This window comes from Microbacterium tumbae (genome assembly GCF_054780175.1).
This window is the reverse complement of sequence record NZ_BAAGWV010000004.1, coordinates 545,280-569,171: the sequence shown is the minus strand read 5'-3', so window position 1 is coordinate 569,171 and position 23,892 is coordinate 545,280. Positions and strand designations below refer to the sequence as shown.

Sequence of the window (23,892 nt, the reverse complement as noted above, 5' to 3'; positions counted from 1 at the left end):
AGTGTTTCGGCGGCCATAGCGTGAGGGAAACGCCCGGTCACATTCCGAACCCGGAAGCTAAGCCTCACAGCGCCGATGGTACTGCAGGGGGGACCCTGTGGGAGAGTAGGACACCGCCGGACTTCTTTTAGACAGAAGAGCCACCCAGAGTTGGGTGGCTCTTCTGCGTTAACAGCACGATCGTCGTTAACGGCACGATCGTCAACGGTACATCCTGCCGGCGTTGCCGATCGTCCGCGCAGAGCCGTGCCGCCGATCCTGTCCTTCGTGCGGACCGCGGGCGGGCCGTTCCGGACTGCGGCGGGTCAGGATCCGAGCACGGGCAGGATCAGGCTGATCGCGATGGCGATCATGATCACGGCGATGAGGGCGTCCAGGATCCGCCAGGATCTCGGGCTGTCGAGCCAGCCACTGAGGTAGCGCGCTCCGAAGCCGAGCGCGGTGAACCACAGGCCGCTCGCGAGGATCGCGCCGGCCGCGAACCACCAGCGCTGCTCGCCGTGCGTGGCCGCGATCGATCCGAGCATGAGCACGGTGTCGAGGTAGACGTGCGGGTTCAGCCAGGTGAGCGCAAGGACCGTCAGCGCCACGGGCGCGAGTCCTGGGCGTGCACGCGTCGCCGTCCGGATGCCCGGCGCCGAGGCGGGTGCGGGATCCGCCGGGTCGGACTCGGCGATCAGAGCGTCCGCACCCCGCCTTGCCCGCCTCGCGGCCAGGAGGCCGTAACAGAGCAGGAAGGCGGCCCCCAGCCATCGTGCGGCGACGATCAGCCAGGGGGCGCGCTCCACGAGGAAGCCGAGCCCTGCGACGCCGGCGACGATGAGGACGGCGTCCGACAGGGCGCAGATCGCGACGACGGCGAGCACGTGCTCGCGACGGATTCCCTGGCGCAGCACGAAGACGTTCTGTGCGCCGATCGCGATGATGAGGGAGAGCCCGAGTCCGAGGCCGGCGAAGAAGGAGATCACGCTGCCAGGCTAGATCTCTCCTCGCATTAGGTACAGCCAGGAGTCCTTCATGAGCATTAGCATGGCTTATGTGAACGGAATCCCCGCTGAGCTCGCCGCCACGGTCGCGGCGATCGTCGACGCAGGAAGCCTTGATGCCGCGGCGGCACGTCTGCACATCACTCCCTCTGCGGTGAGCCAGAGGCTGAAGGTGCTCGAGGAGCAGCTCGGTCGGGTGCTGATCGTGCGCGGCAGGCCGTCGACGGCGACGGCGGCGGGGGAGGCCGTTGTGCGGCTCGCGCGACAGACGGCTCTCCTGGAGCACGACGCACTCGCGTCGTTCGGGCTGGACGCGACCGCGGAGGCCCGCCGGGTCATGGTCCCTCTCGCCGTGAACGCCGACTCCATGGCGACGTGGTTCCTCGCCCCCCTTGCGCGCCTCGCCGGTGCGCGCGCCATCGATTTCGATCTCCATCGAGATGATCAGGACTACACGGCCCGCCTGCTCGAGTCCGGAGAGGTGATGGCCGCGGTCACTTCGGAGTCGAGCCCCGTGGCGGGGTGCACGGTGACGCCGCTGGGTGTGCTGAGCTACCGCGCGATGGCCACCCCCGAGTTCGCCGCCCGCTGGTTCGCGGACGGCGTGACGGCCGAGGCGCTGAAGAGGGCGCCGTTCGTGGATTTCGATCGGCGCGACTCGCTGCAGCACCGGTGGCTCGGAGCTCGGGGCGTCGAGGAGCGCGGCGTCCCGCGGCACTACGTGCCGGCATCCCATGACTACGCCCAGGCCGTCCTGCTCGGTCTCGGGTGGGGGATGCTGCCCGCACTGCAGTCGGTCGCCGCCGAGGCGGACGGGGGACTCGTGCGCCTCGGCGGGGACCCCGTGCGAGTGCCGCTGTACTGGCAGCAGTGGAATCTGCGCTCGGAGCTGCTGGACGCGATCGCCGCAGAGGTCCGGGACGAAGCCGTCCGCGTGCTCGGGCGCTGATCCTTGGCCGGGAGTCGCTCAGTCGGAGAGGGCGAGCGCCCGGAACATGTCGCGCTCCCGGAGAGACGGGCGACGGCCGTCCGCCGCGGACTCCGCCTGCGGGGCGCGCTGTCCGGTCGTCCGATGGTAGAGCTCGTCGATGAGGCGGGTGGCCAGCTGCACCAGGCGACCGATCTCCTTGTCATCCCGTTCGATCCAGACGCAACGGGGCTCGTCGTGGATGGGGCGGAACTGATCGTGCTCCTCCCAGACGAACAGGGTCCGCTCCGCGCCGAGGACGTGCTGCTGCCACCACACCTGGCGGAGGTAGGTGCGGGGGATCGTACGCCAGTCCTTGTTCGTGGTCTTGATCTCGGCGAGCGTGATGCGCCCGCCGGCATCCTCGACGATGCCGTCGGGCGTCGCGAGGTGCCGGTGCTCGACCGCGGCGCGGAACAGCGCGGACGAGGGCTGGATGCCGTGGGTGGCCGCGACCCAGGCCGCGATCTCGGGCTCGCGACGTCGACCGTGGTCGGTATAGGCGTTGCCGCCGAACCGCGCGCCGCCTCCGAGCTTCGCGTCCGCCGCGCGCGTGATGGACTTCTCACCCGATAATCCGGCCACGTCCGTCGCTGTGATCCCCCTGGCGCGCGCCCTCAGCCACGCGACGCGATCGCGGGAGTCCGCGACGATGCGCGCCTGAAGTTCCGGAGTCACCCGTTGAGCCTAGCTCGCGCCTCTGACGACGACTGCCGCCCACGCCGTGCCGCCCCCGCATTCCCCCGTGGCATCGAAGGGGACGAATCGCGGAGGATTTGGGAGAGCGCGCGGAGTGGGATAGACTTCCGGTAACCGAAGACCGCTGGTCGTCGTCGTGCATGCATGGCGATCGAAGCACTGCTCACGCAGGGGCCCGCGCAGGGGACATGAACGTTTCTCCAGCTCGCTGGATTCCACGCTCCGTCGCTTGCGCCGGAGCGTTTTTGCATGAGCGGGCGGTCACAAGTCGACGCCTCACCACCGTGAGGCGCCCCGAATCCACCAAGGAGTGACCATGGCGCAGAAGGATGCAACGGTCTCCGAGCTCACGAAGTCTTTCGAGAGCTCGAACGCCGTCCTGCTGACCGAGTACCGGGGTCTGACGGTTGCCCAGCTCAAGGAGCTGCGCAACAGCATCCGTCAGGATGCCGAGTACGCCGTGGTGAAGAACACGCTGACCAAGATCGCCGCGAACAACGCGGGGATCACGGCGCTGGACGACGACCTCAAGGGTCCGTCCGCCGTCGCCTTCGTGCACGGCGACTTCGTCGCCACCGCCAAGGCTCTGCGTGACTTCGCCAAGGCCAACCCGCTTCTCGTGATCAAGGGCGGCGTTTTCGAGGGCAACACCCTCACCGCCGACGAGGTCAACAAGTACGCCTCGCTCGAGAGCCGTGAGGTTCTGCTGGCGAAGGCTGCGGGCATGATGAAGGCGACGATGGGCAAGGCTGCCGCGACCATCGACGCTCTTCGCGAAAAGCTGGAGACCGCCGAGGCCGCGTAAGCGACCGGCGATCTCGTTCTCACAAACCCCATCAATCTAGGAGATACATCATGGCTAAGCTCACCACTGAGGAGCTGCTCGAGCAGTTCGCAGAGCTCACCCTCGTCGAGCTCAGCGAGTTCGTCAAGGCGTTCGAGGAGAAGTTCGACGTCACCGCTGCCGCCCCCGTCGCCGTCGCCGGCGCCGCTGGTGGCGCAGGCGCCGCTGAGGCCGAGGAGGAGAAGGACTCGTTCGACGTCATCCTCGAGGCTGCCGGCGACAAGAAGATCCAGGTCATCAAGACGGTCCGCGAGCTCACCTCGCTGGGCCTCGGCGAGGCCAAGGCCGTCGTCGACGGTGCACCGAAGGCCGTCCTCGAGGGCGCCAACAAGGAGGCCGCCGAGAAGGCCAAGGCCGCTCTGGAAGAGGCTGGCGCGACGGTTACCCTCAAGTAATCGCGTCGTCCGCACGCTTCGAAAGGCCCCGGGTCAGCCCGGGGCCTTTCTGCATGTCCGGGCGTCCGCAGGTCAGGAGGAAGGGGCCGCCGTCGAACTGCGCATGACGAGTGCGGATGCCGCGGCGACATGCTCGACGCCGGCATCCGCGTCCCCCAGCTGCGCGAGCAGCAGCCTCACCGCCTCGCGTCCCTGTTCTCGCGGGCGCTGCCGGATCGTCGTCAGGGAGAACATCTCGGCATCCCTGTGGTCGTCGATGCCGATGACGCTGAGCTGCGCCGGCACGGCGATGCCCAGGCGTCGTGCCGCGATGACCGCTCCGATCGCGGCCTCGTCGCACACTCCGACGACGGCCGTGGGCCGTGCGCGCCGATCGCTCAGCAGGTCGACGGCCGCAGCGTATCCGCCCGGCATCGTCGAATCCGCGGAGCACACCCTCGCAGGCACGCCCGCAGCCTCCATCGCCTCGCGATAGCCTGCCACGCGCCGCTCGTCTCCGATGCTGGCGCCCTCGTGCGCGGCGCCGCCACCGATGAAGGCGATGTCGGTGTGCCCGAGATCCAGCAGGTGCTCGGTGGCGATCCGCGCGGCGCCGCCGTCGTCGATGGATACAGCGCTGGCGCCCTCGTCGTAGGGGCCGACGCTCACCAGCGGGCGGTCGAGACGCAGGAGCCTCTCCAGCTCGTGGGCACTGGGCTGGATGCCGACGGCGATGAGGCCGTCGAAGCGTCGACGGGGGAGGATGTCCTCGAACACGCGTTCGCGGATCCGGCTGCCCTCCTGGATGCCGTACAGCGCGAGGTCCTGGTCGGCGTCCAGGAGCGCCTCCTGCACGCCGGTGACGAGCTCCGCGAAGAACCAGCGGTCGATCGAGGGGACGATCACCGCGATCGTCCCCGTACGTCCGGTGGCGAGGCTCGTGGCGGACGAGTGCGCGACGTACGCGAGCTCGCCGGCGGCGGCGGCGACCCTCCTGCGCGTCTCGGCGGACACGTAGCCCCGTCCGCTGAGCGCGCGGCTCGCCGTGGCCTTGGAGACGCCGGCGCGCGCGGCGACATCCGCGATCGTGCTCATGCGTCCTCCTCGGCGTCGCGCGCGTCAATGCGCACGGAGCACAGCGTAGTCGGATCGGCGCAGAAAGGGAACCGGTTCCAGTCCGGGACCGAGGGAGCGCTCCCATGATCACGCGGGAAAGAGGCCAAAGGTTGCGCGCTTGTGATGATTCCCCATTGTGCGAGGCATGCTCGGGCCAGTAGGTTGGCCTGGAATCGGTTCCCGATACGGCCGCTGACGAGACGGCCGGAGTTCGCTGGGGACGTGAAACTCGAAGAGGAGAAATCACATGGGTCTTTCACAGCACAGGCGTCGACTCGCACCACTGGTCCTTCTCGGCGCGGCCGGCGTCGCCCTCGCGGGGTGCGGCGCGCCCGGCGCTCCGTCGGGCGGTGGCGGCGGTGGGGACGTCGAGGGCGAGACCGTGACGATCTACGGCACGATCGTGGACGCCGAGGCGGAGCTCCTGCAGGAGTCCTGGGCGGACTTCGAGGAGGAGACCGGCATCGACATCAAGTACGAGGGCAGCCAGGACTTCGAGACGCAGCTCGGCACCCGCGCGCAGGGCGGCAACCCGCCGGACATCGCGATCTTCCCCCAGCCGGGTCTTCTCGCGGACTTCGCCTCGCGCGACTTCCTCAAGCCCGCCCCCGAGCCCGTCGAGGCCAACGCCAACGAGTACTGGACCGAGGACTGGGTGAACTACGGCACGGTCGACGGCACCTTCTACGGCGCTCCGCTGATGGCCAGCGTCAAGGGCTGGATCTGGTACTCGCCGGCGAAGTTCGAGGAATGGGGCGTCGAAGTCCCGACCACTCTCGATGAGCTGAACGAGCTCACCGCGACCATTCAGTCGACCACGGGCACGGCGCCGTGGTGCGCCGGCTTCGAGTCCGGCACCGCGACGGGCTGGCCCGGCACCGACTGGATCGAGGACTACGTGCTCCGCCAGGCGGGCACGGACGTCTACGACCAGTGGGTGACCGGCGACGTGCCGTTCACCGACGATGCGATCAAGGGCGCGTTCGACTCGGTCGGCGAGATCCTCCTGAACCCGGACTACGTCAACGCCGGGTTCGGAGACGTCCGCTCGATCAACTCGACGGCCTTCGGCGATGTGGCGCCCGCTCTCGCGAGCGGCGACTGCGCGCTGACCCACCAGGCCTCGTTCCTGTCGGGCTTCTACCCCGAGGGCACGAACGTCGCCGAGGACGGCGACGTCTGGGCCTTCATCCTCCCGGGTGAGACCGCCGGCGAGACGACGGTGACCGGTGGCGGCGAGATCGTCGGCGCGTTCAGCGATTCCGAGGCCACGCAGCAGGTGCTCGAGTACCTCTCCAGCCCCGACTGGGCGAACGCCCGCGTGAGCCTGGGCGGCGTGACCTCGGCGAACAACGGCCTCGACCCGAACAACGCCCAGGACCCGATCCTTCAGGAGACCATCAAGATCCTGCAGGACCCGGAGACCACGTTCCGCTTCGACGGAAGCGACCTGATGCCGGGTGCGGTCGGCGCCGGGACGTTCTGGAAGGGCATGGTCGCCTGGATCAACGGCAGCTCGACCGATGAGGTCCTGACGCAGATCGAGACCGGCTGGCCGTCCAGCTGATCCGTTCCGGGAGGGCCGCCCCGCCGTGGGCGGGGCGGCCCTCCTCTACCCCGGCGCGTGCAACGAGGCACGCGTCGTCCGCACTCCGCGTCATGAAGGGGAATCCGTGAACGCGACTGTTTTCTTCGATTGGATCGGCTCGCTGCCGCCGGTCCTGCAGGCGGTGGCGGTCGTCATCGCCTTCGCCGTCGTGGTGGCTCTCATCCTGCTGCTCGTCGACGTCGCCCCGCGCAAGGGGGCGCTCTACACCGGCATCCGCCTGGCCATGTGCCTTCTCATCCCGCTCGCGGTGATGTGGTTCTTCAACTCCTATTACTGGGCGATGGGCGTGGCGGTCGCCGTGGGAGCGCTGTTCTTCTTCCTGGACTACCGCTCCCGTGACGGCGCCGGGTACCTGATCCAGCTGGTGGCCTTCATGGCTCCGGCGTTCCTGCTCCTGCTCGTCGGGCTCATCCTGCCCTCGATCCAGACGGTGTACGCCTCGTTCTGGAACTCGAACGGGAACGAGTTCATCGGCTTCGCCAACTACGTCTGGATCTTCACGCAGTCGGACGGCATCACCTCGGTCGTGAACACGATCATCTGGGTGCTGCTCGTCCCGACCGTGTCGACGCTCGTCGGCCTCGCCTACGCGGTCTTCATCGACCGCACCCGCGGCGAGCGGATCTACAAGGTCCTCGTCTTCATGCCGATGGCGATCTCGTTCGTCGGCGCCAGCATCATCTGGCGTTTCATGTACGAGTACCGCGGCCCGGAGTTCGAGCAGATCGGCCTGCTCAACCAGATCATCGTCTGGTTCGGCGGCACGCCGCAGCAGTTCCTGCTGAACGAGCCGTGGAACAACCTGGCGCTGATCGTCGTGCTCATCTGGGTGCAGACCGGCTTCGCGATGGTGGTGCTGTCCGCATCCATCAAGGGCGTCCCGGCCGAACTGCTGGAGGCGGCCGAGCTCGACGGCGCGAACGCCTGGCAGCGGTTCTGGTCGGTGACCGTCCCCGCGATCCGTCCGGCGCTGATCGTCGTGCTCACCACGATCTCGATCGCCTCGCTGAAGGTGTTCGACATCGTCCGCACGATGACGGCCGGAAACTACGGGACCAGCGTGCTCGCCAACGAGATGTACACGCAGTTCTCCAAGTTCGAGGCGGGGCGCAGCGCTGCGCTGTCCGTCATCCTGTTCATCCTGGTGCTGCCGATCGTCATCTACAACGCGCGCCAGATCAAGAAGCAGCGGGAGATCCGATGAGCGGCACCGTGAAGACCGAGAGCCAGAGCACCCGCGCGATCACGACGGGGGGAGGCCTGGACGCCTCGGCGGCCCGCACGCGGAAGAAGCTGAGCAGACCGTGGGCGTCGATCGCCTCGATCGTCATCGCGTTCCTGTGGACGATTCCGACGCTCGGGCTGTTCATCTCGTCGTTCCGCGACAGGGATGCGATCAACACCTCGGGGTGGTGGGAGTTCTTCGTCAACCCGCAGTTCACGTTCGAGAACTACGCCGAGGTGCTGCAGTCGGGCACCACGCAGCTGACGATCCTGGAATCGTTCGTGAACTCGATCGCGATCACGATCCCGGCGACGATCATCCCCTTGATGATCGCCGCGATGGCGGCGTACGCCTTCGCGTGGATCGACTTCAAGGGGCGCAACGCGCTGTTCATCTTCGTGTTCGCGCTGCAGATCGTCCCGATCCAGATGGCGCTCGTCCCGCTGCTGACGTCGTTCTCGCGGGGCATCAACCTCTTCGGCCTGCAGGTCACGCTCGGCCTCGACGCCTCGCAGGGGTATGCGCAGGTGTGGATCGCGCACTCGATGTTCGCGCTCCCGCTGGCGATCTACCTGCTGCACAACTTCATGTCGGAGATCCCCGGCGAGATCATCGAGGCGGCGCGGGTGGACGGGGCGTCCCGCGGGCAGATCTTCTTCCGCGTCGTCCTTCCGCTGACCATGCCGGCGATCGCCTCGGTGGCGATCTTCCAGTTCCTGTGGGTGTGGAACGACCTGCTCGTCGCCCTCGTCTTCGCGGACGGGCCGGCTGCGCCGATCACGAAGGTGCTGGCGGAGATCACCGGACGCGGCGAGGGCTGGTACCTGCTGACCGCGGGCGCGTTCGTGTCGATCATCGTCCCGCTGATCGTGTTCTTCGCCCTGCAGCGCTACTTCGTCCGTGGGCTCCTGGCGGGCTCGACCAAGGGGTAGCGCGGCGTAACACGCGCGGCCCAGGAGGAGGGAGCGGACGTAGGCTTGATGCCATGTCCGCTCCCTCCTTCGCCACGCGCGCCATCCATGCAGGTCAGGCCCCCGACCCCCTCACCGGCGCGATCATCCCGCCGATCTACCAGGCCTCCACGCACGTGCAGGACGGCATCGGCGGATTCCGGGAGGGGTACGAGTACAACCGTGCCGGCAACCCGACGCGCTCCTCGCTCGAGGTGCAGCTCGCCGCGCTGGAGGGCGGGACCAGCGCGCTGTCGTTCGCCTCGGGTCTTGCGGCCGAGGACGCGCTGCTGCGTGGCATCCTCCGGCCGGGGGATCACGTGGTGCTCGGCAACGACGTCTACGGCGGCACCTACCGGCTGCTCACCCGCGTGCTCGCGCCCTGGGGCATCGAGACCACGACGGTCGAGCTCTCGGATGCGGATGCCGTCCGCGCCGCGATCCGTCCCGAGACGAAGATCGTCTGGCTGGAGACGCCCAGCAACCCCCTGCTGAAGATCGTCGACGTCTCCGCGATCGCAGAGATCGCCCACGCGGCCGGCGTCGTCCTCGTCGTCGACAACACCTTCGCCTCGCCCGCGCTCCAGCAGCCGCTGGCGCTGGGCGCCGACCTCGTCGTGCACTCGACCACGAAGTACCTCGGCGGGCATTCCGACGTCCTCGGCGGCGCCATCGTGCTCGGCGACGATCGCTTCTTCGAGCCGATCAAGTTCCAGCAGTTCGCCGTCGGCGCGGTCTCCGCGCCCCTGGACGCCTGGCTCACCACGCGCGGCATCAAGACCCTCGCCGTCCGCGTGCGTCAGCACTCCGAGAACGCCTCGGCGATCGCCGAGTGGGCGGCTTCCCGTCCTGAGTTCGAGACCGTGTTCTATCCCGGCCTCGCCTCGCACCCCGGCCATGAGATCGCGACCCGTCAGATGAGCGGGTTCGGCGGGATGCTGTCCCTCGCGCTCGCCGCGGGACCGGATGCCGCTCGCACCTTCGCCGAGTCGACGGAGCTCTTCCAGCTCGCCGAGTCGCTCGGCGGCGTCGAGTCGCTGATCGGCTACCCGCCGGACATGACGCACGCCTCCGTGCGGGGCACGGCGCTCGCCGTTCCGGAGAACGTGGTGCGGCTGTCCGTCGGCATCGAGGGGGTCTCCGACCTCATCGCCGATCTCGAGCAGGCCCTCGCGCGCATCGCGCGCTGACCTCCTCGGGCACGTCCCGAGATTCCCGGACAGCCGTCGATCGAGAACACGCCTGTCGGTCAGGATCGGCCGGATCCGCCGACATCCGTGTTCCGAGCCGACATCCGTGTCGATCGCCTCAGGGGAGTAGCATGGTCGGATTGATTCGTTCGAATCGATTCGACCGCTGCGCATCCCGGAAGCTCTCTTGACCGACTCATCCCTGCCCGAAACCACCGACGACACGAACCGACCTGACGAGCTCCCCGCCGACCGCACGCCGAGCGGCAGCATCCGCACCGTCACGGGAAGCATCCGCACCGTGACCGGCAGCATCCGGATCCCGACCGAGACCGGCGCCATCCGCACTCTCGGCGCGAACCCGGCGACGGCCCCGATCATGCTCCATCCCGGAGACGCGATCTCTTCCGGGCGCCGGACCGTCTACATCATCCTGCTCGGTGCGCTCACCGCGCTCGGCCCCTTCACGATCGACCTCTACCTCCCGGCGTTCCCGCTGCTGGAGGAGGACTTCGCGACGACGGCGACGGCCATCCAGCTGACCCTGACCGGCACGATGATCGGCTTCGCGATCGGGCAGCTGGTCGTCGGGCCCCTCAGCGACAAGGTCGGACGCCGCGTGCCGCTGATCTCCGTGACGGCGCTGCACGTGCTCGCCAGCGTCGCCGCGGCCCTCGCTCCCAATCTGCTGCTGCTGGGAGGGGCGCGCGTGCTGATGGGCATCGGAGCCGCAGCCGGCGGCGTGGTCGCGATGGCGATCGTGCGTGATCTTTTCGGCGGGCAGCGTCTGGTCGTCATGCTCTCCCGGCTGGCTCTGGTCTCGGGCGTCGCGCCCGTCGTCGCGCCCCTCGCCGGCTCAGCGCTCCTGGCCGTCATGCCGTGGGAGGGCATCTTCATCGTGCTCGCGCTGTACGGCGCGGTCATGCTGGTCTCGGGTCTCTTCCTCATCCCCGAGACGCTGCCGAAGGAGCGCCGCCAGGATCGCGGATCGTCCACCGTCTGGGAGCGATACCGGATGGTGTTCTCCGACCGTGTGTTCGTCGGCGTGCTCATCATCGGCGGCATGACCTTCTCCGGATTGTTCTCCTACCTCTCCGCATCGTCTTTCCTGTTCCAGCAGACGCATGGCCTGAACGCGCAGGAGTACGGCTGGCTGTTCGCGGCGAACTCCCTCGGCGTCGTCCTGGGAGTGCAGGTCGCGGCTCGCCTCGCCGCCCGCTTCGGTCCGCAGTGGGTGATGGCCTTCTCGACGGCGGGCCTGCTCCTGTCCGGCGTGGCCATCATCGTCACGGATCAGCTCGGGCTCGGGCTGTGGGGCACGGTGATCCCGCTGTTCTTCTTCATGACCTGCTGCGGGTTCACCTTCCCCTGCGCGCAGGTCCTCGCCCTCGACCGGCATGGCAAGGCGGCCGGCACCGCGGCTTCCGTGCTCGGGGCGACGAACAACGGCGTCGCGGCGATCATCTCTCCCGTGGTCTCGCTGATCGCGGGCGGTGCGGGCATCACGGCGACCACCATGGCCGGTGTGATGGTCGGATGCGCCGCCGTCGGCGTCCTCTCGCTGTGGCTCATCGTTCGTCCGCGTTCCGTCGAGATGCTGAACCCCTGAGCGGGATGCCGGGAAGCGGCGGGCGGCGCGGCAGAATGGTCGGATGAGGGCGAGGCTGACGGCGTGGGGGAGCGGTGCGCTGCTCGCCGCGCTCGTGCTCGGCGCCGTGCTCACCGCACAGGGCGTGGACGCTCCGTCGCGCCTCGACGTCTGGTGGCACGGCCTGATGGTCGAGCTGCGGCCCGAGGCGTTGATCGGCTTCTCACACGTGATGAATCGGATTGGCGGAGGCTGGATCGCCGTGTACGCCGTTCCGCTCGGCATCGCGGGCGCGCTGCTGCTGGCCCGGCGGTGGCGGGCGGCGGTGTACGCCGTCGTCGCGTTCGCCGCCAGTGCGCTGCTGGTGCAGCTGCTGAAGCAGATCTTCGGCAGGGCTCGGCCGGAGGACATGCTCGTCGCCAGCGACTTCGGCTCCTTCCCCTCCGGGCATACGGCGAATGCGGCCACGATCGCCGTCGTGCTCTGCGTGCTCTTCCCCCGCGTCTGGACCATCGGTCTCGGCGTGGTGTGGGTCGTCGCGATGGCGGGCTCGCGCACCGTGCTGTCGGTGCACTGGCTCACCGATACGCTGGGCGGGGCGCTGGTCGGAGCAGCCGCAGGGCTTCTCGTGGCCGCCGTGCTGCTGCCCTGGGTGCGAGGCCGCGCCCGCGTTCCCGTGAGATCCGTCGCCCCGTCCGTCGAGGAGTCCGCCGTGCCGAAGATCCGCCCTTACCGTCCCGAGGACCGCGCCGCGCTTTTCGAGGTCTGCGTGAAGACGGCGGACATCGGCGCCGATGCCACGGGCATCCTCTCCGACGATGAGCTCTGGGGCCTGCTGTTCGCGGTGCCGTACGCGCAGCGCCACCCGGATCTGTGCTGGGTCGTCGAGGCCGAGGACGGACGTGTCGTCGGATACATCGTCGCCACCGATGACACGGATGCCTTCGAGCAGTGGTTCCGCACGGAGTGGTGGCCGCCGTTCGCCGAGCGATTCCCCGAGCCCGTGGATCCGCAGACGCGGGAGGAGCGACTTCTCGCATACGCCTACGGACGGGGGCCCGGTCGGGAGCCGAACGCGGCCGCGTATCCCGCGCATCTGCACATCGACCTGCTGCCGGAGACCCAGGGGCAGGGACTCGGGCGACGCCTGATCGAGACGTTGTTCGCGGAGCTGACGCGAAGGGGAGCGCCGGGGCTGCACCTGGGCATGAGCCCGGACAACACCGGAGCCGGCGCGTTCTACGACAGGGTCGGCATGCATCGCCTCCCCAGCCCGGAAGGCACCGTCCTGTACGGCATCCGCTTCGAGGCCTGAGGCGGGGCCGCCCGGGGAGGTGGCCCGCGGGGTCGCCTCGGCTGCCGGAGGTGGTCCGCGTGGCCGCCTCTCGCGCGAGGATGCGGCCAGAGGGAGCCCCTCGCGCACGAAGGCATCGGAACGAGAAAGGCTCAGGGCCCGCGATGCGGGACCCTGAGCCTTCTGGCGGTGACGGCGGGATTCGAACCCGCGGTTGCTTGCACAACACACGCTTTCCAAGCGTGCTCCTTCGGCCGCTCGGACACGTCACCAAGGAACAACCTGTCTATCTTATCCGATCCCCGGAGGGTCGCAGGACAGGGCCGGATGCCTCGAAGATTCTGGAATCCCAATCAGACCGGTATATTGCACTGTCGCGCTCAGATGTGCAGGATCAAGAAGCGTCATCTTGAGATCTGGCATCCCAAAGGATAGTCTTCCAATGCTCGGGTTCGATTCTGGGAAGCATCCTCGAGCACCTCCCCAAAAAGGGGGTCCGTTTCCGGGGGGAGACGGGCCCCCTCCCGGAGAATCTCCCGACCGGATGCGAGAGCCTGCGGTCAGGAAGACCGGTGGCCTCCCGCGCGGCGGAAGTCGATCGCATAGCCGTAGACGACGCGGATGGACTCCTCCGCCCCGTCGGGGTCGCGGAAAGCCAGAGCGTCGTAGAGCACGCGGCAGAACCGGGCTCCGCGGTCGAGATCCTGCATGGTCGTGAGGTAGCTGCGCAGCCGCCAGCGGACCACGAGATCCACGGCGGTGAGCGCGTCGTTCTCCGCGACGTCGAGCAGGTGGATCCGGAACCGCTCCATCGCCTCCTGCGTTCCCTGGGCGTCGCCCGCCTCCGCGAAGGCCTCGATCTCGCGGACGATGCCGAGCAGCCTGCGCAGATCCACGCGGCCGATCCGCTGAGAGGCGATCCGCAGCATGAGCGACGAGAGGCGTTCCGAGACCTGCAGCATGTCGACGACGTCATCCGTGGTGGGCTGATGCACACGCGCTGCCGAACGCGGTCCGCCCGGCACCGCCAGGCCTTCGCCGATGAGCGTCTCGATGGCGCGGCGGGTGGGGATCCTGCCCGCACCGAGCTCCTCGGCCAGCGCGCGTTCCGAGAGGCGGCTGCCCGGGGGCCTGGTCCGATCCAGGATCTGGCCGCGGAGGGCGGAGAGCACTCGCTCGGTCTCCACCCCGAGTCTCAGCTGCTCGCGGTGGAACGCCGCGGAGGCGGCGCCCATCGGCTCGACGGGGTCGGCGTCGATGTCCTCGTCGTCGAACGGGTCGTGAGTGCCGAGCGAGCTCATCAGGCGCACGCGATGCTCTCGCCGCGACGACAGCATCGCCGTTCCCAAGAGCTGCTCCGCGACCGATCCGTCTCGCGAGCCCACTCCGCTCGCGATCAGGCCGGTCGTCTCCGCCAGCGTCCCCGCATCCGAGATCAGGGCCAGCAGATGCCGGACGCGCTGGTCGATCACGGCCGAGGCCTGGGCCAGGACCTGATTGCGCGCGGCGCCGACGACGAGCGCGCGCATCTCCTGCAGGAGATCGCGAGCCGCTGCGGCGTCGTCGGCTGCGGCCGCACGTGCGGCGACCTCGCGCATCCCTCCGATGTCCTCGGGCGTCGCCCGCTCCGCCGCGAGGCGGATGGCGAGCAGATCGAGGCATTCCTGCACCTCCACGAGATCGGCGAGATCCCGTGCGGTGAAGACGCGGACGATGGTTCCGCGGCGCTCTCGGGTCTCGACGAGGCCCTCCAGCGCGAGCGCGCCGAGCGCCGTGCGGATCGGGAGCCTGCTCACCCCCAGCTCCTCGGCGAGAGCCTGCTGCACCAGGCGCTGTCCTGGCGCGAGGGCGCCTTCGAAGATGCGCTCCCGGATGACCTCGGCGACCCGTGCGGCCTCGGACGCAGCCTCGACGTCGGGGGCATCGGGCGCGTCGGTCATGCCGTCTTCCTCGGTCGAAAGTGTCCAGTCCAGAGTGCGTGCGTGCACGCAGCCGCCGCCGTTCCCCCGGTTGCCCCTCGGCGTCGAAGCTCGTATCGGCACCCTATCGCATGTGCTCGGGAAGGCTCCGTGGGCGACGCGCTTAGGATCTCAGAGTGGCAACTCCCAAGATCGTGCTCTTCTACGTCTTCACCCCGCTCGCCGACCCTGAGGCGATCCGGGTGTGGCAGCGCGACCTCGGCGCGGCGCTGCGGCTCCGCGGACGCCTGATCATCTCGAAGGACGGCGTGAACGGCACGCTCGGAGGCGATCTGCCCGCCCTGAAGAAATGGGCCAGATCGCTCCGCTCCTATGCGCCGTTCGCGGATGCGGACATCGCCTGGAGCGAGGGCACGGCGATCGACGCCGACGGCTACAGCACGGACTTCCCCAAGCTGAGCGTCAGGGTCCGAGAGGAGATCGTTTCCTTCGGCGCGCCGGGGGAGCTGCGCGTCGACGAGCACGGGGTCGTGGGAGGAGGGCGGCGGCTGAGCCCCGAGGCGCTGCACGAGCTGGTCGGAACGCGCGACGACGTCGTCTTCTTCGACGGGCGCAACGCACTGGAGGCGCAGATCGGCCGGTTCCGCGGTGCGATCGTCCCCGACGCCGAGACCACGAGGGACTTCGTCGGACTGCTCGACTCCGGCGCGTACGACGATCTGAAGGACAAGCCGATCGTCACCTACTGCACCGGAGGGATCCGCTGCGAGGTGCTGTCGAGCCTCATGACGTCCCGCGGTTTCGGCGAGGTCTATCAGCTCGAGGGCGGCATCGTCCGGTACGGCGAGGAATACGGAGACGACGGCCTCTGGGACGGCTCGCTGTACGTCTTCGACGGACGAGGCTCGGTGGACTTCTCCGATCATGCGGCGGTGATCGGGGAATGCGCGGGATGCGGGAGTGCGACCAAGCGCACCGCGAACTGCCCCGACGCCGGCTGCCGTGTCCAGCAGGTCGTCTGCGCGGCGTGCGATGCCGTCGCCTGCGCCGCGCACGGCTGAGCGGGCGCGACTCAGACGAGCGCGCTCCGGCGGGAGGGGCGCTGAGCGAAGAGCGAGCGCGGCAGCAGGCGCGCCGCGAACCGGCTGCGCGGATCGACCGCGGCGCGCAGATCGGCGAGGACGGTGTGAAGCGGCGTGGCGAGATCCCCGGCATCCTGCGGCGAACGCGCGTAGCTGACCTGCTCGATCGCCGCGACGAGGACGCGCAGCGCCTCCGGATCCGCCCGGCGGGCGGACTGCAGCTCGGCGGCGCGCACCCGTGGAGTGTCGGCTTCGGACGGGCTCAGGCCGAGGTCCAGCATCGTGTCGCGCAGCTCCGTCCAGGCGGCGGTCGCATCGCCGCCCGACGCGCGGCGCATCCGCAGCATCCGAAGTCCTTGGCGGATCAGGGCCGGGAGGAGCAGGACGAGGAGGACGCCGAGGACGATGAGCATCACGGGCGTCGGGTCGAGGCGGCGCAGCGTGTCGGTCCCGCCGGCCTCTGCGCCCGGCCGGTCTTCGGGGGCGATGGTCGGAGCGGTCGTCGGAGCGGTCGTCGGGGCTGCGCTCGGCGCCTCGGGGGCGTCGGGATCGGCCCCGGCGCCGCCCTCGGTCTCGGCAGGGGCGAAGGAGGTGGCGACGCCGAGCGTCGCGGTCGGCTCGAACGGCACCCAGCCGATGCCCTCGAAGTGCACCTCGGGCCAGGCGTGCAGCTGGTCGCTCATCACCGAGTAGACGAACTCGTCGCCGCGCTTCTCGTCGGTGAGCCGGCCCGGCAGGTAGCCGACGACGATGCGCACCGGCATGTCGAGCGTCTTGGCCATGAGCGCGAAGGCGCCGGCGAAGTGGATGCAGTACCCGGAGCGCACCTCGAGGAAGGTGGCGACCGCGTCGGCACCCGTGCCGTCGAAGCCTTCGTCCACCGGCGTGTCGATCGAGTACTCGAACTGGTTCCGGAACCAGTCCTGCAGGGCGATCAGCCGGTCGTAGTCCGTGTCCGCGTCGGCGGTGACCTCCCGTGCGGTCTGCGCGATGAGCGGCGGCAGGTCGTCGGGAAGCGGCGGCGTCCGTCCGGCATCCGAGACCCGCGCGGCGGTGATCTGCTCGAGCGTCGGCTGCACGAGCGCCGAGGTCACGGTGTAGTCGCTGCCCGAGGCGTCGGCCCGCTCCGAGACGAGGGTGCGGTTCTCCGGCATGGCCTCCCAGCCGCCGGGGAGCCCGACGACGCGCTGCGCCGGATAGGGCAGCGGAAGTCGGGAGCTCGACAGGCCGAGGATCCGGATCGAGGTCGACCGTGCGGTGCCCTCGACATCCTCGGACCAGTCCGGATCGCCGAAGCCCTCCGTCAGAGGCGCGGTGTCGCCGCGGTCCGGACGCCACACGTCCCCGTTGAACCGGGAGAGCGTCGCGATCCGCAGGTACGGCGCCGTCTCCGCCGTGGTCGCGAGCGTCATGACCTGGATCGGGTCGGGGCGGCGCAGGTCGTCGCCGAGCCGCAGCGTCGCATCGATCGACACCCCGGCTCCGGTCATCAGCCAGTTCGCCGAGACGGGGAGCGCCGGCGCGACGATCACGGCGACGAGGACGGCGACGGCCCCGGTGCCGACCGCGGTCAGAGCGGATGAGCGGCGCGGCGACCGGCGATCGCCGCGCGCGGCGCGCCGCAGCAGCACCAGCACCACGATGGCGAGGGCGATGAACCAGACGACGTCGGGGTCGCCCAGCGTGATGATCATCGGCAGGGCGCCGACGACGGTGACCAGGATCGCGGTCAGCAATGGCCGGCGGAGGGCCACGAGCTGGTCGATGAGGATCGCCACTACGGCGAACGCGGCGCCGAGCACGGCACGCAGGGCGACGGTGTCCGCGATCGGCGCGTTGCCGTTGTAGATCTCGGAAGCGGCCTGGACCCCGTACTGCCCGAAGACCGCCAGGGTCGAGAGGGTGGGGATGAAGCCGAGGACGGCGGTCTGAGGGAGCAGGACCGCCGTGAGCACGAACAGCGCGACGGCGATCTGGACGGCGAGCGCGACGACGGCGCGGACTCCCGCCCGCTTGCGGTGCAGCAGCGCGCGGGTCACCGCTCCCGTCGCCGCGACGCCCAGGATCGCGGTCATCACGACGAAGGTCCAGGGGCCGGCGGCGATCACCGGAACGTAGGGCCAGAGGGCGACGATGCCCGCCAGCAGGGCGAGGACGGCGGCGCCGACGACCGGCTCGCGGCGCGACGCCATGTCGCGCCGGACTGCGGCGGACGACGCGTCAGCGGGGGACATGGCCGCCTCCCGTCGTCACGCGCTCCGGCAGGGCGTCCTCCCAGGATGCTGCGATGTCGTCCGTCAGCCGTCCGGTCGACCAGCCGTGGGCGGATGCCGCGGCGAGAGCGTTCTCTTCCGGATCGGTGACGAGGAGCATCGGCACGGCCGCTCCGCCGTGCCGCAGCTGCTCGGCGCGGTCGGCGGAGAGCCGTCCGGTGATCACGACGAGCGGACCCGCCGACGCGCCGCCGACGAGCTCGGCGATATCGCGGGTCGCTCCGCGCGGCGTCAGCGTAGCCAGGGCGACCAGCAGCTCGTCACGGTCGTCCTCGTGCCCGCGCAGCGCGCCCAGCACCGTGCCGGCGCTGTCGAGGACGTCCACGCCGTACCCTTCCCCGGCCAGATGCAGCGCGGCGGAGGCGCATGCGGACACGGCGGCCTCGAAGGCGGGGTCGGGCTCGCCGCCCGGGCGCGCCCAGCTCTGCGCCGCCCTGTCGATCACGACGAGCGCGTCCGGACTGGACTCCTCTTCCTCCTGGCGGACCATGAGCTCCCCGCGATGGGCCGTCGCCCGCCAGTGGATGCGGCGCATCGAGTCCCCGGAGACGTAGTGACGCGGGGACAGGTTGTCGCTGCCGGGGCCGAGCCTGCTCGAGGAGAGGTGAGCGGTGCCGCCGGCCGCGCCCAGGCGGACCGTGAGCGGGGCGAGGGGCACGATCTCGGGCACGACGGTGACCGTGCGGGTCTCGCCGAAGGCCTGTTCCCGCTGGGCGAGCCCGAAGGGGTCCACGGTGTACAGCAGGAGCGGTCCCACCGGCCAGACGCCCCGGCGCATCCCGGTGATCGGATAGCGCAGCATCTCCCGCTCCGGCGGGTACTCCCCTGAGGCGTCGCCGGTGACGGCATCGGGGAGCATGTCACGCCAGACGCCGTGCGGCACGCGCAGCGAGCGGAGCGCGAATCGCACAGTGACGCGGGACTCCTCGCCGACGGTGAGCAGATCGGTGGAGATCTGGCGAGCGACCGTTCCGCTGCGCCGGGGTGCGTGCACGACGATCGCGGACAGGAGGGTGAGCAGGAACAGCAGCACGGCGACGTACAGCAGGATCGGCGCCGCCACGATGTTCGCCGCGATCACGAGGAGCACGCCGAGCACGAGCGCTCCCGCCCCACGGGCGGTCAGCGGACGGCGACGGCGGGCGGACATGCTCAGGCGCGGGTGGCGACGGGCACGCGCACCCGCTCGACGATCTGCGCGAGCGCGGCCTCGACGGGCTGGGCTCCGGCCCGGTGCACGCCGCGGGCGGGGAGCAGCCGGTGCGCGAAGACCGGGATGAGGAGATCGGTGAGGTCGTCGGGGATGACGAACTCGCGTCCGTCCAGGGCCGCCCACACCTTCGCGGCGCGCACGAGCTGCAGAGTAGCCCTCGGGCTCGCGCCGAGGTGCAGGCTCGGATCGGTGCGCGTCGCCTGCGCGAGGGCGACGGCGTACTCCTCGATGCTCGGGGCCACGTGCACGGCGCGCGCCCAGGCGATCAGCGCGCTGACCTCGCCGGCGCCGAGGACGGAGGTGATCCCCGCCAGCGGGTTGACGGTGTCGCGCTGGCGGAGCATGAGCGCCTCCGCCGCAGCGTCCGGATACCCCATCGAGATGCGCATCATGAACCGGTCGCGCTGGGCCTCGGGGAGGGCGTAGGTGCCCTCCATCTCGAGGGGGTTCTGCGTGGCGACGACGAGGAACGGCTCGGGCAGCGTGTGCGTGCGGCCGTCGACCGTGACCTGCTTCTCCTCCATCGCCTCCAGGAGCGCGGACTGCGTCTTGGGTGAGGAGCGGTTGATCTCGTCGGCGATCACGATGTGCGCGAAGATCGCGCCCTGCTTGAACTCGAACTCGTGCTCCACGGGGTTGTAGACGCTCACGCCCGTGACGTCGCCGGGGAGGAGGTCGGGGGTGAACTGGATGCGGCGCACGGTCGCGTCGACGCTCGCCGCGAGAGCCCGCGCGAGCATCGTCTTGCCGACGCCGGGAACGTCCTCGATGAGCAGATGCCCCTCGGCGAGGAAGCACACCAGCGCACTGCGGACGGCATCCGCCTTGCCGTCGATGACCTGGCCGACCGAGGCCAGGATGGCGGAGGTCTGCTCTGCGAACCGCTCGGCGGTGATCCGGGTTGCGTCCTCGTGCATTCGTTCCCTCTCGCCTTCGTCGGGTGGTGAACCGATCGTAACCCGGGCGTCCGGCACCGGCGCGGCTGTGCAAGAATCAGCGCATCATGACTTTCGGGGGGCTCTGCGGCAGGGAGCGCCATGGGCGGCGGCGGTCGCGAGATGCGAGCGATCGTGTTCAACGATACTGACCCGACCCAGGACGACCCGGCACGGGAGGCCGCGTTCAATCGGATGTTCTACGAGCACTACGTCCGGCTTCTCCGTTACGTCGAGACGTTCGTGGACTGCGACGGGGAGGCGGAGGTCTTCGTACAGGAGGTCTTCGCACTGGCCTGGCGGAAGTTCGACCCGCGTCGGCCCTTCACCTCGGTCTGGCTGCGCAACACGGCGCGGAACAAGATCGCCGATGCGCAGCGTCGGCGGGACACGGAGGAGCGGATGCTCGGGGAGAGGGTTCCGCTGACGACCGGCCCTCATCCGCTGGCACCGGACACGTTCGAGAGGATGGCGTTGCGGCGCGCGCTCCTGAACCTCTCCAACGTGGAGGCGCGCGTCATCGAGGCGCACTACACGAACGGGCTGTCCGGCAAGGAGATCGCGCGTGAGGAGGGCAAGACGGAGGACGCGATCCATGCGATCCTGAGCCGCGCGAGGAAGAAGCTCCGCAAGGAGCTCGGCACCCGGCTGAATCAGGCCCTCTGAGCATCGGACGCCGCGCTGGGAGCCCTCCCATTGCGCGAACGAGGAGTTCCTGACAAAACCCGTTTTCTCGGATTTCTCTCTTGTCCGAACTCTCAGCGAGCCCATAGATTCCGGCTGTGCCCCATAACTCCATGACCGGCCGCGCGCGCGTGGTGACAGCGGTGTCCGGTGCGATCGTCCTCGCTCTGACGAGCAGTGTTCCCGCCTATGGCGCCGGTCCTGCCGGGGCGTCGCCGGTATCGGGCGCCGTGGGTGCCGTGGCGCCTCCGAGTATCGGGACTCTCGTCCAGGCGGCGCAGCAGCGGGCTGTGAGCACGGGTGAGCCGGTACCGGTCGAGAGCCTGACGACTCCGACGGAGCTGACGACGGCGCTGCCCGACGGGACGATGCAGTACGAGGCCGCGACGCTGCCGGTCCGGGTCGAGCAGGACGGCGAGTGGGTGCCGATCGACACCGATCTGGAGCGCGACGGCGACTGGTACGCGCCGGCGGCTTTCGTGACGCCCGTGCGCTTCTCGGCGGGAGGCTCGGACGTCCTGAGCGAGGTGCAGGCCGAGAGCGGCGAGTGGGTGACGGAAGTGTGGCCGCACGGCACTCTCCCGGCGCCGACGATCGACGGCGACACGGCGACGTACGCGGAGGTCCTGCCGGACGTCGATCTCAAGCTGACCGCCACGAAGACGGGCCTCGCCTCGGTGTACGTCGTCAAGACCGCCGCCGCCGCGTCGAGTCCCGAGCTCGCCGATCTGCACGTGCTCGTCGAGGGCGCGGACGTCGAGGAGGCCGAATCCGGGATGGCGCGGGCGGAGACGGACGAGGGCGCAGAGCTGATCGCCGGGCAGCCGCTGTGGTGGGACGCCTCCGACGGCGGCACCTTCCGGGAGCCGGGCGGGGAGCTGCCGGTGCTGCCCGTCGAGCACGTGATCGGCGCTGACCGGGTGTCGATGGACGTCGCCGCGTCGATCGACGTCGAGGAGGATCGCACTGGGGAGGACGTCACGTATCCGCTGTTCATCGATCCGGATTGGAGTTCGGGCGAGACGGCCTCCTGGTACACGGACGCCGCGTTCCCGAGCCAGTCCTACCTGAGCCCGAGCGGGACGAGCGTGCTGCGGGTCGGGAACTATCAGGAATTCAAGTCGCGCATGTTCTTCCAGTTCCCGCTGAGTGCGATGTCGGGCAAGGAGATCATCTCGGCGAAGCTGAACACGAAGCAGGTGAAGGTCGCGGCGTGCGGTGCGCAGGCGCTCGGCGTCTACTCGTTCGGACCGAAGACGGCTGGTTTCACCTGGAACCAGGAGCAGAGCTTCGCATCGGGCACGTGGGGGTCCACCGCGCTGCAGAGTCGCAACGACGGAGATTGCGGGACGGCCGCCAAGACCGTCGGCTGGACGGTCACGGCCGGTGTGCAGAGCAAGCTGGGGGCGTCTTCGATCCAGTTCGGATTCAAGCCGGCCAACACGACGGTGCCGTCGCGGCGGCACTTCAGCCGTGACGCGACGCTGGTCGTGAACTACAACACGCGGCCGAACACGCCCACCGCTCCGACCATGACGGCTCCGTCGCGGACCTGCGCGACGACCGCTGCGACGGCCGTCGGGGTGTCGGCGACCAGCGTGACCGTGCGCGCGAAGACGACGGATCCGGATGCCGGAAACGTCAGGACGCACTTCTACCTGGCTGAGGCTGGGGCGCTGGGCACCACCGTGCAGAAGGTCACCACCCCGATGATGGCGCAGGGCAATCAGTCGATGACGATCTCGGGTCTGGAGGAGGGGACGACCTACGCCTGGCGCGCACAGGCGTCCGACTTGCGGCTCACGAGTCCCGGGTACAGCTCGTGGTGCTACTTCTACATCGACACGACGAAGCCCTCGGTCCCCGCGATGAGCAGCGCTGCAACCTCCTTCGCCGTTGGCTCACCTGTCGAGGTGGCGGTGTCCGGTGCTGCCAGCGATGTCGCCGGGTATGTCTACTGGGTGGCGCCAGGAGCGCTGGTCGCCCCATCTCCTGCCATCCCGGTCGGCGGCACGGTGTCTCCGACCGCCGCGCCGCCCGTATGCAGCGACGTCGTCCTGCAGAACGTCCGCCTCGCGTGCGCCAACGGAACGACAGCGGTATCGATAAGCGTAGCCCCGGTCGATTCGCTGTCCACGCTCTGGGTCTCGGCATACGACAAGGCAGGGAATCAGTCTGCGGCAAGCGGGTTTCCGCTCTATCCCGACGGGAACGTTGCGACGCCTGCGGCCGCCGCGAACATCGACGGTGGCCATGCATGGCAGGTCACGAGCCTCTCATCGCCTTTGCCCGAGGTGATACCGGACTCCAACCCGTGGGCCGGATCGAACGCGATCGATCTGACCATCCCGGTGGGGTCGTGGGCGACGGTTACGGACCTGATCGACCCGCCCTTCGAATATCCCGTCCTGAGCGGCGGAACAGTCCCTGAGGCATGGATGTCGATCGCGACCGACAGCGCGCCGGTGAATGTCGGAGCGAGCTTCAGCTTCAGCCTCTGGCTCAAGGTTCCACAGCTGCCTCCAGTGGATCAGCCCATCGCAGTCCAGGGCGGCTCAACCGCAGTAGGCAGCTATGAACTGAAGGTGACCCCGTCCGGACAGTACGCATTCTGCGTGGGGCATACGACGATCGAGTGCGCGACCGGGGGAACGGTCACGGTCGGCTCCTGGCAACTGGTCACCGGAATCTGGGATGCCGGGAACAAGCAGATCCGGCTGCTGCTCGGGAACTCGATCACACCGGTGGCCATTCGGGGGCATGTCACGGGAGGCGGAACATGGCCGACCGGCGGGCAGCTCGAGTTCGCCCCGGCTCCCGACACCAACCGGTATTGGGGCCTACTCGCCGACCCTGTCGTCGTCCCGGGTGTCATCGACCGTGACCAGCTCGCCCAGATTGCGGGCTTCGTCCTGCCGTTCAGCTGATCGGAGAGAACCATGAG

At 69.4% G+C, this 23,892-nt stretch carries 19 protein-coding genes, 1 tRNA gene and 1 rRNA gene; 13 read left to right on the top strand and 8 right to left on the bottom strand.

The features are described from left to right. Positions 1 to 5 precede the first annotated feature (5 nt). A 5S ribosomal RNA gene (rrf, locus tag ACYVGQ_RS17640) occupies positions 6 to 122 on the top strand. A gap of 183 nt (positions 123 to 305) precedes the next feature. On the opposite strand, the gene ACYVGQ_RS17635 is transcribed toward rrf, so the two are convergent. Then, positions 306 to 968 (bottom strand): LysE/ArgO family amino acid transporter, encoded by a 663-nt coding sequence (locus ACYVGQ_RS17635; protein ID WP_460785983.1) that lies wholly within the window; start codon positions 966 to 968, stop codon positions 306 to 308. 61 nt (positions 969 to 1,029) lie between these two features. Here ACYVGQ_RS17635 and ACYVGQ_RS17630 point away from each other — a divergent pair, with 61 nt between their 5' ends. Further along, positions 1,030 to 1,935 (top strand): LysR family transcriptional regulator ArgP, encoded by a 906-nt coding sequence (locus ACYVGQ_RS17630; RefSeq protein WP_460785996.1) that lies wholly within the window; start codon positions 1,030 to 1,032, stop codon positions 1,933 to 1,935. 18 nt (positions 1,936 to 1,953) lie between these two features. Here the strand turns inward: ACYVGQ_RS17630 and ACYVGQ_RS17625 are convergent, their stop codons facing one another. After that, positions 1,954 to 2,631 carry a YqaJ viral recombinase family protein gene (locus tag ACYVGQ_RS17625; protein WP_460785982.1) on the bottom strand — a complete coding sequence of 226 codons (678 nt, stop codon included), beginning with the start codon at positions 2,629 to 2,631 and terminating at the stop codon, positions 1,954 to 1,956. 337 nt (positions 2,632 to 2,968) lie between these two features. Between ACYVGQ_RS17625 and rplJ the strand changes: the two genes are divergently transcribed. Then, entirely contained in the window at positions 2,969 to 3,457 is a 489-nt protein-coding gene (gene rplJ, locus ACYVGQ_RS17620) for a 50S ribosomal protein L10 (protein WP_460785981.1), read from the top strand. A 50-nt stretch (positions 3,458 to 3,507) separates the two neighbouring features. Beyond that, a complete protein-coding gene (rplL, locus tag ACYVGQ_RS17615; protein ID WP_460785980.1) occupies positions 3,508 to 3,891 on the top strand; it encodes a 50S ribosomal protein L7/L12 in 384 nt (127 codons plus the stop codon). A gap of 72 nt (positions 3,892 to 3,963) precedes the next feature. Here the strand turns inward: rplL and ACYVGQ_RS17610 are convergent, their stop codons facing one another. After that, the gene (locus ACYVGQ_RS17610; protein ID WP_460785979.1) at positions 3,964 to 4,965 is read right to left on the bottom strand and encodes a LacI family DNA-binding transcriptional regulator; all 1,002 of its coding nucleotides are present in this window, start codon (positions 4,963 to 4,965) and stop codon (positions 3,964 to 3,966) included. A 268-nt stretch (positions 4,966 to 5,233) separates the two neighbouring features. Between ACYVGQ_RS17610 and ACYVGQ_RS17605 the strand changes: the two genes are divergently transcribed. The 6 genes from ACYVGQ_RS17605 (at position 5,234) to ACYVGQ_RS17580 (ending at position 12,863) form a co-directional block, all read left to right on the top strand. Continuing rightward, on the top strand, positions 5,234 to 6,553 hold the full coding sequence (locus ACYVGQ_RS17605; RefSeq protein WP_460785978.1) for an ABC transporter substrate-binding protein: 1,320 nt from the start codon (positions 5,234 to 5,236) through the stop codon (positions 6,551 to 6,553). Between the two features lie 106 nt (positions 6,554 to 6,659). Continuing rightward, a complete protein-coding gene (locus ACYVGQ_RS17600; RefSeq protein WP_460785977.1) occupies positions 6,660 to 7,799 on the top strand; it encodes a carbohydrate ABC transporter permease in 1,140 nt (379 codons plus the stop codon). Further along, positions 7,796 to 8,752, top strand: coding sequence for a carbohydrate ABC transporter permease (locus ACYVGQ_RS17595; protein ID WP_460785976.1), 957 nt, complete (start codon positions 7,796 to 7,798; stop codon positions 8,750 to 8,752). Before ACYVGQ_RS17600 ends, ACYVGQ_RS17595 begins: the two co-directional genes overlap by 4 nt. Before the next feature lie 53 nt (positions 8,753 to 8,805). Then, on the top strand, positions 8,806 to 9,960 hold the full coding sequence (locus ACYVGQ_RS17590; RefSeq protein ID WP_460785975.1) for a cystathionine gamma-synthase: 1,155 nt from the start codon (positions 8,806 to 8,808) through the stop codon (positions 9,958 to 9,960). 379 nt (positions 9,961 to 10,339) lie between these two features. Beyond that, positions 10,340 to 11,569 (top strand): multidrug effflux MFS transporter, encoded by a 1,230-nt coding sequence (locus ACYVGQ_RS17585; RefSeq protein ID WP_460785995.1) that lies wholly within the window; start codon positions 10,340 to 10,342, stop codon positions 11,567 to 11,569. A 43-nt stretch (positions 11,570 to 11,612) separates the two neighbouring features. Then, a complete protein-coding gene (locus tag ACYVGQ_RS17580; RefSeq protein WP_460785974.1) occupies positions 11,613 to 12,863 on the top strand; it encodes a GNAT family N-acetyltransferase in 1,251 nt (416 codons plus the stop codon). A 163-nt stretch (positions 12,864 to 13,026) separates the two neighbouring features. On the opposite strand, the gene ACYVGQ_RS17575 is transcribed toward ACYVGQ_RS17580, so the two are convergent. Beyond that, a tRNA-Ser gene (locus ACYVGQ_RS17575) sits at positions 13,027 to 13,114 on the bottom strand. A gap of 288 nt (positions 13,115 to 13,402) precedes the next feature. Beyond that, on the bottom strand, positions 13,403 to 14,782 hold the full coding sequence (locus tag ACYVGQ_RS17570; RefSeq protein WP_460785973.1) for a GntR family transcriptional regulator: 1,380 nt from the start codon (positions 14,780 to 14,782) through the stop codon (positions 13,403 to 13,405). 155 nt (positions 14,783 to 14,937) lie between these two features. Between ACYVGQ_RS17570 and trhO the strand changes: the two genes are divergently transcribed. Further along, positions 14,938 to 15,822: an oxygen-dependent tRNA uridine(34) hydroxylase TrhO gene (gene trhO / locus ACYVGQ_RS17565; RefSeq protein WP_460785972.1), complete on the top strand. Its 885-nt coding sequence runs from the start codon at positions 14,938 to 14,940 to the stop codon at positions 15,820 to 15,822. An 11-nt stretch (positions 15,823 to 15,833) separates the two neighbouring features. On the opposite strand, the gene ACYVGQ_RS17560 is transcribed toward trhO, so the two are convergent. Genes ACYVGQ_RS17560 through ACYVGQ_RS17550 form a run of 3 tightly spaced genes read right to left on the bottom strand, consistent with a single transcriptional unit; the run spans position 15,834 to position 20,246 of the window. Then, positions 15,834 to 18,077 (bottom strand): transglutaminase family protein, encoded by a 2,244-nt coding sequence (locus ACYVGQ_RS17560; protein WP_460785971.1) that lies wholly within the window; start codon positions 18,075 to 18,077, stop codon positions 15,834 to 15,836. Next, entirely contained in the window at positions 18,064 to 19,266 is a 1,203-nt protein-coding gene (locus ACYVGQ_RS17555; RefSeq protein WP_460785970.1) for a DUF58 domain-containing protein, read from the bottom strand. The genes ACYVGQ_RS17560 and ACYVGQ_RS17555 overlap by 14 nt, the downstream gene beginning before the upstream one ends. Before the next feature lie 2 nt (positions 19,267 to 19,268). After that, a complete protein-coding gene (locus ACYVGQ_RS17550; RefSeq protein ID WP_460785969.1) occupies positions 19,269 to 20,246 on the bottom strand; it encodes an AAA family ATPase in 978 nt (325 codons plus the stop codon). A 153-nt stretch (positions 20,247 to 20,399) separates the two neighbouring features. Here ACYVGQ_RS17550 and ACYVGQ_RS17545 point away from each other — a divergent pair, with 153 nt between their 5' ends. Both ACYVGQ_RS17545 and ACYVGQ_RS17540 read left to right on the top strand, forming a co-directional pair. Next, a complete protein-coding gene (locus tag ACYVGQ_RS17545) occupies positions 20,400 to 20,930 on the top strand; it encodes an RNA polymerase sigma factor (protein WP_460785968.1) in 531 nt (176 codons plus the stop codon). A 116-nt stretch (positions 20,931 to 21,046) separates the two neighbouring features. After that, entirely contained in the window at positions 21,047 to 23,875 is a 2,829-nt protein-coding gene (locus tag ACYVGQ_RS17540; RefSeq protein WP_460785967.1) for a LamG-like jellyroll fold domain-containing protein, read from the top strand. Positions 23,876 to 23,892 lie beyond the last annotated feature (17 nt).